Annotated in this window: 13 protein-coding genes, 1 tRNA gene and 1 pseudogene; 8 read left to right on the plus strand and 7 right to left on the minus strand. The window is 64.5% G+C overall.

Annotated elements, in window-relative coordinates; translation table 11 throughout:
- Window positions 1-267: 267 nt before the first annotated feature.
- The 4 genes from G6N41_RS00410 to G6N41_RS27605 all read left to right on the plus strand — a co-directional run bounded on the left by G6N41_RS00410 (window position 268) and on the right by G6N41_RS27605 (window position 1,557).
- Window positions 268-483, plus strand: a complete 216-nt coding sequence (locus tag G6N41_RS00410; protein ID WP_198968062.1) for a hypothetical protein — start codon at window positions 268-270, stop codon at window positions 481-483.
- Between the two features lie 72 nt (window positions 484-555).
- Window positions 556-837, plus strand: coding sequence for a hypothetical protein (locus G6N41_RS00415; protein ID WP_198965176.1), 282 nt, complete (start codon window positions 556-558; stop codon window positions 835-837).
- On the plus strand, window positions 813-968 hold the full coding sequence (locus tag G6N41_RS00420) for a hypothetical protein (RefSeq protein WP_198965232.1): 156 nt from the start codon (window positions 813-815) through the stop codon (window positions 966-968). The genes G6N41_RS00415 and G6N41_RS00420 overlap by 25 nt, the downstream gene beginning before the upstream one ends.
- A gap of 10 nt (window positions 969-978) precedes the next feature.
- Window positions 979-1,557 carry a hypothetical protein gene (locus G6N41_RS27605; protein WP_231608742.1) on the plus strand — a complete coding sequence of 193 codons (579 nt, stop codon included), beginning with the start codon at window positions 979-981 and terminating at the stop codon, window positions 1,555-1,557.
- Window positions 1,558-1,624: 67 nt separating this feature from the next.
- Here G6N41_RS27605 and thrB read toward each other — a convergent pair whose 3' ends face one another.
- The 5 genes from thrB to argS all read right to left on the minus strand — a co-directional run bounded on the left by thrB (window position 1,625) and on the right by argS (window position 8,100).
- Window positions 1,625-2,569 carry a homoserine kinase gene (gene thrB, locus G6N41_RS00430; protein WP_198966279.1) on the minus strand — a complete coding sequence of 315 codons (945 nt, stop codon included), beginning with the start codon at window positions 2,567-2,569 and terminating at the stop codon, window positions 1,625-1,627.
- 55 nt (window positions 2,570-2,624) lie between these two features.
- Window positions 2,625-3,707, minus strand: coding sequence for a threonine synthase (gene thrC, locus G6N41_RS00435; protein ID WP_198966280.1), 1,083 nt, complete (start codon window positions 3,705-3,707; stop codon window positions 2,625-2,627).
- Window positions 3,704-5,029 carry a homoserine dehydrogenase gene (locus tag G6N41_RS00440; protein WP_198966281.1) on the minus strand — a complete coding sequence of 442 codons (1,326 nt, stop codon included), beginning with the start codon at window positions 5,027-5,029 and terminating at the stop codon, window positions 3,704-3,706. The genes thrC and G6N41_RS00440 overlap by 4 nt, the downstream gene beginning before the upstream one ends.
- Window positions 5,030-5,032: 3 nt before the next feature.
- Window positions 5,033-6,367: a diaminopimelate decarboxylase gene (lysA, locus tag G6N41_RS00445; RefSeq protein ID WP_231608962.1), complete on the minus strand. Its 1,335-nt coding sequence runs from the start codon at window positions 6,365-6,367 to the stop codon at window positions 5,033-5,035.
- Between the two features lie 80 nt (window positions 6,368-6,447).
- Window positions 6,448-8,100 carry an arginine--tRNA ligase gene (gene argS / locus G6N41_RS00450; protein ID WP_198966283.1) on the minus strand — a complete coding sequence of 551 codons (1,653 nt, stop codon included), beginning with the start codon at window positions 8,098-8,100 and terminating at the stop codon, window positions 6,448-6,450.
- Between the two features lie 134 nt (window positions 8,101-8,234).
- On the opposite strand from argS, the gene G6N41_RS00455 reads away from it, so the two are divergent.
- From G6N41_RS00455 to G6N41_RS00465, 3 genes are all read left to right on the plus strand, one after another.
- Window positions 8,235-8,310 (plus strand) — tRNA-Arg (locus tag G6N41_RS00455).
- A gap of 119 nt (window positions 8,311-8,429) precedes the next feature.
- Window positions 8,430-8,558 carry a hypothetical protein gene (locus tag G6N41_RS29375; protein ID WP_259593347.1) on the plus strand — a complete coding sequence of 43 codons (129 nt, stop codon included), beginning with the start codon at window positions 8,430-8,432 and terminating at the stop codon, window positions 8,556-8,558.
- A 641-nt stretch (window positions 8,559-9,199) separates the two neighbouring features.
- On the plus strand, window positions 9,200-9,490 hold the full coding sequence (locus G6N41_RS00465; RefSeq protein WP_198966284.1) for a hypothetical protein: 291 nt from the start codon (window positions 9,200-9,202) through the stop codon (window positions 9,488-9,490).
- A gap of 10 nt (window positions 9,491-9,500) precedes the next feature.
- Here the strand turns inward: G6N41_RS00465 and G6N41_RS00470 are convergent.
- Window positions 9,501-10,372: pseudogene (locus G6N41_RS00470) on the minus strand (IS5 family transposase).
- 50 nt (window positions 10,373-10,422) lie between these two features.
- Between G6N41_RS00470 and G6N41_RS00475 the strand changes: the two are divergent.
- The gene (locus G6N41_RS00475; protein ID WP_198966285.1) at window positions 10,423-11,367 is read left to right on the plus strand and encodes a hypothetical protein; all 945 of its coding nucleotides are present in this window, start codon (window positions 10,423-10,425) and stop codon (window positions 11,365-11,367) included.
- Window positions 11,368-11,902: 535 nt separating this feature from the next.
- Here the strand turns inward: G6N41_RS00475 and G6N41_RS00480 are convergent.
- Window positions 11,903-12,433, minus strand: a complete 531-nt coding sequence (locus G6N41_RS00480; protein ID WP_117433081.1) for a PE family protein — start codon at window positions 12,431-12,433, stop codon at window positions 11,903-11,905.
- Between the last annotated feature and the right edge of the window lie 316 nt (window positions 12,434-12,749).

Below are 12,749 nucleotides of genomic sequence, written 5' to 3' on the forward strand. Positions count from 1 at the left end.
GACTCCCCAACGGTGGTCGCCAGGATCTGCGGCGAATACGGCGAACCTCGTCCCCGAGAAGAATTGGTGGTGTCCTAGCTGCAAGGCAGTATGTGTGCAGAAGCAGATGCTGCGATTGCTGGACGGCTCCGAGGATAGCCCGCTTCCTGGCCGGAAGCAAGCAAACGGCAAGCATCACGAAAAATGCCCGTGAAGCGCCCTCGGTGGATCACGTAAAAATGCCCGCGAAACGGTCGATCCTCAGCAGGCATGGGAAGTGGGCTGTCGATGTCGTCTCGGGCCGAGATCACCGCGAAGTTCGCCAGGGCGTATGTGGGGGCGCCGAAGGCGGACAAGGGGCAGATTCTGGATCAGGTGGTGGCGGTCACCGGCTGGTCGCGTGACAACGCCCGGCGGCGGTTGAGGGCGGCGGCCGCGCCGCCGGGAGCGGGTCGGCAGGTCGCCAAACGGACTCGCCGGCAACGCAATCCGAAGTACTCCTAGGATGCGCTCAAGGTGTTGCAGAAGGTGTGGGCGGCCTCAGGCGGGCAGTGCGGCCGGTACCTGGCCGCTTCCATGGCACTTCAGTTGGATGCTCTAGAACGCCACGGCGAACTGGTGGACGGCCGTGACCGTTACGGCCCGGCGGTGCGTGCCGAGCTGTTGGCGATGAGCAGCGCCACGATCGACCGCTACCTGCGCGGCGCCAAGGCCCGCGACCAGATCTCGGGTGTGTCGACGACGAAACCCTCCCGCTGCTGCGGTCCTCGATCACCATCTGCAAAGCAGGCGATGAGGCCGAAGAATCTCCGGGGTTCTTCGAAGGCGACACCGTGGCGCACTGCGGCCCGACACTGAAAGGTGAGTTCGCCCGCACGGTCAACCTCACCGACATGCACATCGGCTGGGTGTTCACCCGCACGGTGCGCAACAACGCCCACCCCACATCCTGGGCGCCCTCAAAACCGGAATTACTAAAATCCCTATAAGGTAACGGGTTTGGACTTCGACAACGGCACCGAATTCCTCAATAAGGCGGTCATCAAGTGGGCCGCGGACATGGAGATCTTCTTCACCCGCTCACGGCCCTACAAGAAGAACGACCAGGCCACCATCGAGTCCAAAAACAACCACCTCGTGCGTCGCTACGGGTTCTACTACCGCTACGACACCGACGAAGAACGCGCCGTGCTCAACCGGCTGTGGCACCTGGTCAACGACCGGCTCAACTACCTGACCCCCACCATCAAACCCATCAGCTACGGCTGCAGCCGCGACGGTCACCGCCGCCGGCTCTACGACAAGCCCCAGACCCCCCCTGGACCGGCTGCTGGCCGCCGGAGTCCTCTCAGCGGCCCAACAAACAGAGCTGCTCACCTACCGCAACAGCCTCAACCCCGCCGCGATCGCCCACCAGATCGCCGACCTGCAAGCCGCCCTGCTCAGACTCGCCAAAGACAAGACCGAACAGCTCTACCTCGCCGCCATACCCGCCGCTCTACCCGCCCTCAAAGCCGGCATCCGCATCAAAAGCAAGACCACCACCTGACCCCGATTTCGCGGGCATTCCTTACGTGATGCATGAACCAGGTTTCGCGGGCATCTTGACTTGATGCATCACGGCAAACCCCCCGCAAGTTGTCAATCAGTCGCCGAATGCCACTCCGGGCTTCCACCGGACCCTGTCACCCGCGGTCATCGCGGTAATTGTGAATCCATTTGCGGCACCGTACTCGACCGCTTCCGGGGGCAAGTCCGGGTCGGTGCTCAACGCAATCAGCGCCGGTCCAGCCCCGGAAAGAGTCGCTGCCACTTTATGACGCCGCAACAGCTGCAAATATTCCGCCGAGGCCGGCATTGCCGAGGCACGCTGGGGCTGATGGAGGACGTCTTCGGTGGCCGCCATCAACAAATCGGGCCGTTGGGTGAGGGCAACCACGAGCAATGCGGCGCGGCTGATGTTGAATCGCGCATCGTCATGGCTGACCAGGTCAGGCAGCAGCACCCGAGTCTCCGCGGTCGAGGAGCGCACCTCGGGAATCGCCGAGAACAAGTGAATATCGGGGTGAAGATCTAGCTGCACGGCCCAGTAGTCGGCACGGTCACCGCAACGCTCAATCCAAGAAACCACCGCACCGCCGAGCACAGCGGCCGCGGCGTTGTCGGGGTGGCCTTCAAATTCCGAAGACAGCTGGATCAGCTGCTGGTCGCTCAATGGCACCCAACCAGCTTGTGAGACAAGGCCGTTGACGGCAGCGAGGCCACCAACTACCGCCGACGCGGACGATCCGAGACCACGGGAATGCGGAATATCATTGCGGCAGCGCACAATTAGGCCAGCCGCGGTAACACCCACGGCTCGCAGCCCGTGCTGGATGGCGCGCACAACCAAGTGTTCAGAGTTGAGCGGAACCTGGCCGGCCCCCTCGCCTTCGACCACCACTTCCAACCCGGAATCGGTTGTCTCAAGCACGATTTCGTCGTAGAGACTCAATGCGAGGCCGAGACTGTCGAACCCCGGGCCGAGGTTGGCACTTGATGCCGCTACGACGGCACTCGCCACCAGACCCGAGGGCAATACCTGTGTCACCGACAGGCCTCAGCAAACTGCGCTGCGCCCGGCTGCGCCGCGCTGGCGATCAGCACTACGCCAACCCCAGCTTCTCAACCACCGCGACTGAGTCAACGGGTACCGGAGACACCTTCGGCATGTCTTTGAGCGCGGTTTCGGGGTCCTTCAGGCCGTTGCCGGTGACCGTGCACACCACGGTTGACCCGCGGGCCACCCACCCGTCGTCGATGGCCTTGAGCAGACCGGCGATGCTGGCCGCCGAGGCGGGCTCGACGAACACCCCCTCGGCGCGCGCGACCAGGTGATAGGCGGCGAGGATTTCCTCATCAGTCGCCGCCAGGAAGCGCCCCTTGGACTGCTGCTGCGCCTCCACGGCCGACGTCCACGACGCCGGCGAGCCAATGCGAATCGCGGTGGCGATGGTCTCCGGGTGGTTCACCGGTTCGCCGAGAACCAACGGCGCCGCACCCGCGGCTTGGGTGCCCAGCATGCGAGGCAACTTCTCGATAATGCCGTCTCGGTGATACTCGGTGTATCCCTTCCAGTACGCGGTGATGTTGCCCGCGTTACCGACTGGAAGTGCGTGCACATCCGGTGCGACGCCCAGCGCGTCGACGATCTCGAACGCCGCGGTCTTCTGGCCCTCGATACGCACCGGGTTCACGGAGTTAACCAATGAGATGGTCGGGAAGTCGGCAGCCATCTTGCGCGCCAGTTCCAAACAGTCGTCGAAGTTGCCGTCAATCTGGATGATCTTGGCCCCGTGCATGACCGCCTGAGCCAGCTTGCCCATCGCAATCTTGCCCTGCGGGATCAGCACCGCACAGGTGATCCCAGCGCGGGCGGCGTAGGCCGCCGCCGACGCCGACGTGTTCCCGGTCGATGCGCACAACACGGCCTGTTGCCCACGCGCCAGCGCGTCGGTCACCGCCATGGTCATGCCCCGGTCCTTGAAGGATCCGGTGGGGTTGAGGCCCTCGACCTTGAGGTGGATCGTGCACCCGGTCTGCTTGGAGAGCCTCGGAGCCGCGATCAGCGGAGTACCGCCCTCGAGCAGGGTGACAGCAGCCCAGTCATCGGCCACCGGGAGGCGGTCCCGGTACGCCGCGATCAAACCGGGCCAGGGCTTGTGGACCGCGGTCGGCGAGGCGCTCACAGGTCGTTGCCTTCCAGTCGCAGCACGCTGGCCACATTTTCGACGACGTCCAAGTCCGCAAGCGCTTCAACGGTTTCCGAAAGTGCGGCATCGGTAGCCAGGTGGGTGACCACCACGATCCGGGCCCCGATGCGTTGGCCGTCTTGGTCCACGACCCCTTCTTGACGCACCTCGGCGATGCTTACGTCGCGCTTGGCGAACTCGGCCGCTACCGCCGACAACACACCTGCCTTATCGGCGACATTCATGCTGACGTAATAGCGCGTAGAGATGAAACCCATTGGTGCCACCGGTAGTTGAGCATATTTGGATTCGCGTGGGCCACGGCTACCGAGGACCCGGTTGCGCGCGGCCATCACCAGGTCGCCGGTCACCGCCGAGGCGGTTGGCGCCCCACCGGCGCCCTGACCGTAGAACATCAATCGCCCAGCGGCCTCGGCCTCGACCACCACGGCATTGAACGCACCGTTGACCGTGGCCAACGGGTGCGACAGCGGCACCAACGCCGGATACACCCGGGCCGAGACCCGTTGCTGACCTTCGTCAGTGGTGAGGCGCTCACAAATCGACAACAGCTTGATGGTGCAGCCCAGAGCGCGGGCCGAGGCGAAGTCCGCGGGCGTGATCTTGGTGATGCCCTCGCGGTAGACGTCATCCGCGGTCACCCGGGTATGGAACGCGATCGAGGCCAGGATCGCGGCTTTGGCCGCGGCGTCAAAGCCCTCGACATCTGCGGTGGGATCGGCTTCGGCATAGCCGAGCGCGCCCGCATCGGCCAGCGCTTTCGCGTAGTCGGCCCCGGTGCTGTCCATTTCGGACAGGATGTAGTTGGTGGTGCCGTTGACGATGCCGGCCACCCGCAACACCGTGTCGCCGGCCAGCGACTGGGTCAACGGACGGATGACGGGAATGGCGCCGGCCACCGCGGCTTCGAAATAGAGATCGACATGTGCGCTTTCGGCCGCCTGCGCCAGTTCACCAGTAGAGGCGGACAGCAACGCCTTGTTGGCGGTCACGACGGATTTGCCGTGCTCGAGCGCGGTCAGGATCGCCTTGCGTGACGGCTCCACCGGACCCATCACTTCGACGACGATGTCGACGTCCTCACGCGAAACGAGCTTCTCAATGTCGTCGGTCAGTAGGTCGATGGGTACACCGCGGTCGTCCGCAACTCGACGCACTCCGACGCCGCGCAGCACCAGTGGGGCGCCGACACGGGCCGCGAGATCATCAGCGCTTTCCTCGATGATGCGGACAACTTCGCTACCAACGTTGCCCAATCCGAGCACCGCTACACCGACCGGCTTTACGTCACCGGACACGGGTTACCTCACCTCCAGACTCAAAAAATCATCAACCGTCTCGCGGCGCAGGACCAGACGCGCCTTACCCGCGCGCACCGCCACCACCGCGGGACGGCCAATCATGTTGTAACGACTTGACAGCGAATAGCAGTAGGCACCGGTCGCAGCCACGGCCACCAAATCGCCCGGCTGCAGGTCGTCGGGCACCCACGTGTCACGCACGATGATATCGCCACTTTCACAGTGTTTTCCGACCACGCGAGCCAGCGTCGCCGGCGCATCACTGACACGCGAGACCAACCGGACGTCGTACTGAGCGTCATAGAGCGCGGTGCGGATGTTGTCACTCATGCCGCCATCCACGCTGACGTAGCGCCGGTTCGCCGTGGCGCTCACGTCAACGTCCTTGACCGTGCCGACTTCGTACAGCGTGATGGTGCCCGGTCCGGCGATAGCGCGTCCGGGCTCGACCACCAGCCTGGGCGCGGGCAGGCCCACGGCCGCCGACTCATTGCTCACGATCGCGCCCAGCTTGTCGGCCAACTCCCCTACCGGCGGCGGGTCGTCGGATGACAGATACGAGATACCCAGGCCGCCGCCAAGATCGACCGTCGCAAGCTGCGCGGTCTTTTCCGAACCGAATTCAGCGACCACCTCGCGCAGCAGGCCGATGACACGGTGGGCGGCCAGTTCAAAACCATCCACATCGAAGATCTGGGAACCGATATGGCTGTGCAGTCCGACCAGCCGCAAGTGGTCGGTCGCAAAGACCCGGCGCACCGCTGCCATCGCCGCGCCGCTGGAGATCGAGAGCCCGAACTTCTGGTCTTCGTGCGCGGTGGAGATGAACTCGTGGGTGTGCGCCTCGACCCCGACGGTGAGACGAACAAAGACGTCCTGGACGATGCCCGCCTCACCCGCGATGGCGTCGAGACGCTCGATCTCGATCATCGAGTCCAGCACGATGTGACCGACGCCGGCCTTGACCGCGGTCGTCAACTCTGCGACCGACTTGTTGTTGCCGTGCAGGGTAATCCGCTCCGGCGGAAAATTGGCGTGCAGTGCGACTGCCAGCTCTCCACCGGTGGATACGTCAATCGAGAGTCCCTCTTCGTTCACCCAGCGCGCGATCTCGCTGCACAGGAAGGCCTTGGCCGCGTAGTTGACGTTGTGGCCACCGCCGAATGCCGCCGCGATCTCTTGGCACCGCGAGCGAAAGTCGTCTTCATCGATGACAAACAGCGGCGTCCCGTATTCCCGGGCCAGCTCGGTAAGCGGTACCCCGACAATCCGGGCACAACCCTGTTCATCACGGGTTGTGTTACGCGGCCAGACATTCGGCGCCAGGTACAACAGCTCTTCGGCAGACTGCGGCCGCTGCGGGCTTTCCGGGTGGCGGCTCTCTTCGGCGTGCCGGGGGCCGGCTGGGTGGACGTTCACATTCTCTCCGGGGCAGTCACTCCGAGAATTCCCAGACCGTTGGCGATGACTTGCCGCGTGGCCTGGCACAGGGCCAAGCGCGCGGTATGCAGCTGCGTGGGCTCCTCGTCGCCCTGCGGCAAGACCCGGCAGGAATCGTAGAACCGGTGGTAGTCACCGGCCAGGTCCTCCAGGTAGCGGCACACCCGGTGCGGCTCCCGCAGTGCGGCAGCGGTCTTGAGCATCCGCGGGAAATCACCGAGGGTGCGCAGCAGCACGCCCTCCTTCTCGTGGCTGAGCAGCTCGAGATGGTCGGTGTCCGGGATCAACCCGAGTTCGGCCGCGTTGCGGGCCAGCGCCGAGAGCCGGGCATGCGCGTATTGCACGTAGTAGACCGGGTTCTCATTCGACGCCGAGGACCACAGCGCCAGGTCGATGTCGATGGGAGTGCCCACCGAGGAGCGGATCAGGCTGTAGCGCGCCGCGCCCACGCCGATCGCCTCGACCAGATCGTCGAGGATGATCACGGTGCCGGCGCGCTTGCTCATCCGGACCGGCTGACCGTCACGGACCAGGTTGACCATCTGTCCGATCAGCACTTCGACGGTGGCCGGGTCCTCGCCGAAGGCAGCTGCGGCGGCCTTGAGCCGGGCGATGTAGCCGTGGTGATCGGCGCCGAGCATGTAGATGCACAGATCGAAGCCACGTTCCCGCTTGTCCAGGTAATACGCGAGGTCACCGGCGATATAGGCCGGCTTGCCGTCACTCTTGATCACGACACGGTCCTTGTCGTCACCAAAAGAACTGCTGCGCAACCACGTTGCGCCATCTTTTTCGTAGATGTTGCCGGTCTCGCGCAGCCGCGCGACGGCCTGATCAACCCGCCCCGTGCTGTGCATCGAGTCTTCGTGGGTATAGACGTCGAAATCCGTGCCGAACTCGTGCAGGGACTCTTTGATGTGACTGAACATCAGGTCGACGCCGATCTCGCGGAACGTCTCGTGCATCTGGGCGTCGGGCAGGCTCAGCGCGTCGGGTGCCTTTTGCAGCACCCGTGCGGCGATGTCGTTGATGTAGGTACCCGCGTAGCCATCGTCGGGAGTCGGCTCACCCTTGGCGGCGGCAATCAGGGAGTTGGCGAATCGGTCGATCTGGGCGCCGTGGTCGTTGAAGTAGTATTCGCGCACCACGTCGGCGCCCTGCGTGGACAGCAGCCGGCCCAGGGCGTCGCCAACTGCGGCCCAGCGGGTCCCCCCGATGTGGATGGGTCCGGTCGGGTTGGCCGAGACGAATTCCAGGTTGACCTTGTGCGCGGCCATCAGCTCGGAGTGCCCGAAGCCCGAACCGACGTCGATGATCGCGTTGACGATCTTGGCCTGCGCCGAGGTCTCGAGGCGCAGGTTGATGAAGCCCGGTCCGGCCACCTCGGCAGACGCGATGCCGTCGGCCTTCGTCAGCGCCTCGGCGATCCATCCGGCCAGCTCACGGGGGTTGGCACCGACCTTCTTGGCGAGTTGCAGGGCCACATTGCTGGCGTAGTCGCCGTGCTCCGGATTGCGCGGCCGGTCCACCACGACGGTCTGAGGCAGAGCAGACGTGTCGAGGGCATGTTCGCTCAACACCGCGGTAGCGGTGGTTTTGAGCAGCTCAGCCAGGTCGGCGGGGGTCACGATCGTCCATCCTATGGTCTGAGGTGCTCGCACCCCGAATCCATAGCGGTGGCAACGCAGTCACCGCGATGCGCTAGTCTGGCGGAGCTTGTTCATGCCCTATGGCGCAGCGCGAAGCAATATGCAGTCGATGCGCCCCCGTAGCTCAGGGGATAGAGCGTCTGCCTCCGGAGCAGAAGGCCGCAGGTTCGAATCCTGCCGGGGGCACCACGGGCTTAGGCAGCTAGAAGCCGTTTTCGGCCACCCGCCTAAACATCGAATGCCCCGGCGTGCACTTCGGAATCCAATCCGTCTGGTATCAGCAAGTGCAGCACTGGCGGAAGGCTCCAATGACGCACAACACCACCACCCCGACCGAGGCGCACACCGCGCTCAACAACGCTCCGCAGCACCTACGGCACGCGAGCAGTTGCGCCGCCCTGGTGTGCTCGGTGTCCGGCGGCTACGACTTGGCCTAGCGGACGAGTACGGCGGCATCCTCGCGGCCGCTGGGACAACCGCGAACCTGATTGACCGCCTCAACGGCTACGGGCCCACACGATCGGTTGACGGTCGTCACGAAGCGATCGACGCCGCGAAAGACCGCCACCCCGCGGGAAGTGCGCCGTGCCCCGCCGCGGATGGGCGGCGTTCGCCGTAGCCGCCAATCACGGGCGCGGCGTGGGTGCTGCTGCACGCTGACCCGGCCGCGTTCGACCCGGCCATCGTCGGCTGGCCCCACGCCCTGTTCGGGCAGCTCGCGGAGCTAGCCCGGTGACCGACAAAACACTCCGGACACAACAGTCGGGGCGGCTATTAACCCCACTGACGTGCTGCCCACCAGGCGCATGACGGGCCCGCGTTGGCCCGGGCGAACGACGACCCCTGCGACAACGACGCAACTGTCCCAGTGTCGTGGGGCACAAGCCTGCTTGCAGCGTGTGCGAAGCGCAGTTCACCGACAACAACGCAGATCACGGCAACGCTGCGGCACGGGACAACGCATTGGCTGAATGATCACAACCAACGCCACTCACTAAACAGACTGGGGGCCAAGGCACGCCACCGCACCGCGCGGTGAATATCGACCCACGGGGTAAACGCCTAGACTTCGGTGGCTATGGGACAGGGATTGCAGGTAGTTCCCGACGAGCTGGCAGCTACGGCCGCCCAATGGTCGGCGCTCAGCTCCCAACTCGTCGGGACGCCGCCGACATCGGGGCAACCATTCCAGGCCACCACAGCGGCGGTGAACGCCGTCAACGCCGCGATCGACGTTGCCGCAGCGGCCTTTACCGCGCGGACGCAGACAACGGCCAGCGGGGTAACCGCGGCTAGCGGCGGATATACCGCCCAAGAAGCCGCTTCAGCCGCCGAGATGGGCGCCATCACAGGGGTGACGGTGGTCTAGGTCCTGTCTGCTAATTGCGGACGCGGTGGTAGGTGATGATGGCGGCCAGGGTGACACCGCCGAGGTAGGTCAGGGCGTATTTGTCGTAGCAGGTGGCGACCGCGCGCCAGTGTTTGAGCCGGTTGAAGCTTCGCTCGACGGTGTTGCGGTGCTTGTAGATTCGGCCTGAGAACCCCGGAGGCCGTCCTCTGTTGCGGCCTTTGGCTTTGCGGCGGGTGATCTGGTCGCTGCGCTCGGGGATGGTATGGGCGATCTTGAGCCGGCGCAGCTGTGCCCGCGTCGAGTCATGGGAGTACGCCTTGTCCGCCAGCAGGCGATACGGGGCGTATGAGTTGCTGCACCGGGCGGCCAGCAGTGGCCAAAGCATCGGATTATCACCGGCTTGACCGGCCGACAGTGCCAGGGTGACCGGACTGCACAGCTGGTCGGTCAAGGCGTGGATCTTGGTAGTCAGCCCGCCGCGGGAACGCCCAATGGCGTGGTCATCGGGCTCATCGAGATATTTCTTGTAATTCGACAGATCCCCCTGTGCGGCGCCCGGGGCGCTCCGGCTGCGTGTCGGTGGGCGCGCACACTGGTCGAATCGACCGACAACAGTGCGCCCAGGTCGGCGTCCTCGGCGTCGAGGTCAGAGGCGATCGCCGCGAAGATCCGCGCGTAGATGCCATCGACCGACCAGCGTAGATGCCTCTCGGCCACCGATTGCCAGGGACCGAAGTGCTCGGGCAGGTCACACCACGGAGATCCCGTACGGTAACGCCAGATAATGCCCTCCAGAGTACGTCGATGATCGTTCCACGGCCGGCCACGCCGCCGCCCCGCAGGCAACACCGCCACGATCAGCGACCACAAATCATCAGAAATCGCATGCGTCCGCATCACCCAAACAGCATCAGCCAAAACACCATTCACATTAAGCAGACACGCCCTAGATGCCAGCAACGTTGTCACAAATCCAGACATGGTCCACTGAGCACCTCATCGACGCGGCCACCTACTGGACACAAACCGCCGACCGTTGGGAAGACGCCTTTTTTACGATGCGCAACCAGGCGCAATCCGTCACCTGGCACGGCGCCGGCGGCGATGCACTACGACGACGCACCGGCGCCCACCTATCCGTCGTCAGCGGCAAGGCCGACCAGCTACGCCATGCAGCCAAGGTCGCGCGTACCGGTGCCAGTGACATCAGCGCAGCCCAACGAAGCGCCCTCTACGCCGTTCAAGATGCACAGAACGCGGGATTCGATGTCGGCGAAGACCTCTCTGTCTCCTACACTGACCATAGCGGCACAGCCGCAGAACAGGCCGCCCGCCAAGCACGAGCCGAACAGATGGCCAGCGAAATATGTTCCCGAGCTGCGCAATTAGAGGGTGCCGACCAAAAAGTTGCGGGCCAACTCACCGCCACCGCAGGCAACGTCGGCAACGCCACCTTTAAACCGGCGCACAACGGCAACGGAATCCAGTTGGTCGACAACACCGAGCAACACGACGGCCCACAGCCCCCGCCCCCGGCTAAGCCCGGATCACCACCCGACCCGATCAGCTCCATGCTGCTGCCGCCCACTGACACGGCACCGATGTCAGACGCCACGAAACAATGGGTCGACAACATGGTCAAAGCGTTGGCCTCCCGGCCCCCGGACGACCCGATCGCCGTCGAAGCACGCAGGCTCGCATACGACGCCATGCACCAGCCGTGCAACTCCGCCGAATGGACAGCGGCCGTGACCGGCTTCGCAGGATCATCGGCTGGTGCGCTCGGTACCGCCATAGCGATTCCGGCTGGCCCCGCAGACTGGGCGCTACTCGGCGCGGCGCTACTCGGCGTTGCCGGATCAGGAGCAGGATTGGTCAACTGTGCCACCAAATAGCACCACATACCTCGTCATCGCAGTCGCGGTCGTCGCCGCATGCCTAGCCAGCGCCATCGCAGGGTTCGCCCGACTTCGGCCAGGCGTGCTGCACGCGCGTCGCTACGTCGCAATCATGGGTGTCGCCTGGCTTCTACTGGCCGTCAGTGCAATCGCCAACGCAATACGGGGATCGCTGTGGGGGACTGTTTGCAGCCTTGTACTTCTGGTCCTAATACCCACAGCGGTGTACTCGAAGCTACGTAACAGTTCCCCAAGCTAGAGCAGGTCACCACCCGGGGAGGGCGGCATCCTCGAATCCTGCCCGGGGCACCACCCAAACGCCGCAGTTCACATCCGCTATTCATCCCCCGCCGCGGACCTCACCATCACTCCTGTATCCCAACGAGAGCCCCACTGTCGGCCCAGCGCCAGAAGGCCATCCCGACCGGCGACCGCACCCGAGAACACTTTGTTGCCGCGGCCGGTGCGGACCGGGCGCCACCCTGACATTCGACGACACAGAAGCCGTCTCGAGACATCAGCACGCGCCGGGCTAGATAAACACGTACGGACGCCCATTCACCAGCGAATAGAGTCCGACAAACGCAATCAGCAAGAGAAATAGGGCACTGGACGCCACCTGAGCCAACGCGGTTGCCACATACTGGCCGCCGTACCGCCACAACAGATCCCAAGCCGATTTCACGCCCGCCGACAGGCCGGACAAAGCGTTGGAGACGGCGGTTCCCGCGGCGACCACGACAAGATGCGGGTTATCGAACAAAGCCTGCAACGAGACGGCGTTGGCGGCCTCCGCGCTGGCATACCCACCGGCGCTGGCGTTCACCTGCGCGGCAAACCGATCGTGAAAAGCCGCCGCTTGGCTGGCCACCTTCTGATAGTCCTCGGCATGCTCGGAGAACAGGTGTGCGATGCCGGCCGACACTTCGTCGGCGGCCGCGGGCAGCAACTCGACCGTCGAGGCGGCCGCAGCCGCATGCGCCTCGCCCAGCAACACGCCAATCTTCGCGTAATCGTTGGCCGCGGCCGCCACCAGTTCCTGGGCCACCATTACATCTGACATATCGGCCCTCCCACCCAATCGTGGTTTGATCCATCGCCCAGGGGCCAATATCACACCAAGCCGGCAGCCCAGCAGGCCCTTGCAGCAAACTTTTCTGCCCGATGACAGGCCGGCACCTCGGACTGGGTGTGGCCCTCGACGATCACGGCAGTGAAAACCAGGCGAGCCTTCGACACCCACCGGCAGTCACGCAATGACCCGATTCGGAAGTCTTGAGACACGCCATTCGCACGATGCCTCACGTGACCGCCATCACCCCTGATATTGAAATCCGTAGGGCCTGATGCAGCGAGCGGGTGACGTGCGTGATTCGATC

This window comes from Mycobacterium shottsii, assembly GCF_010728525.1.
Classification (GTDB): Bacteria; Actinomycetota; Actinomycetes; order Mycobacteriales; family Mycobacteriaceae; genus Mycobacterium; species Mycobacterium marinum.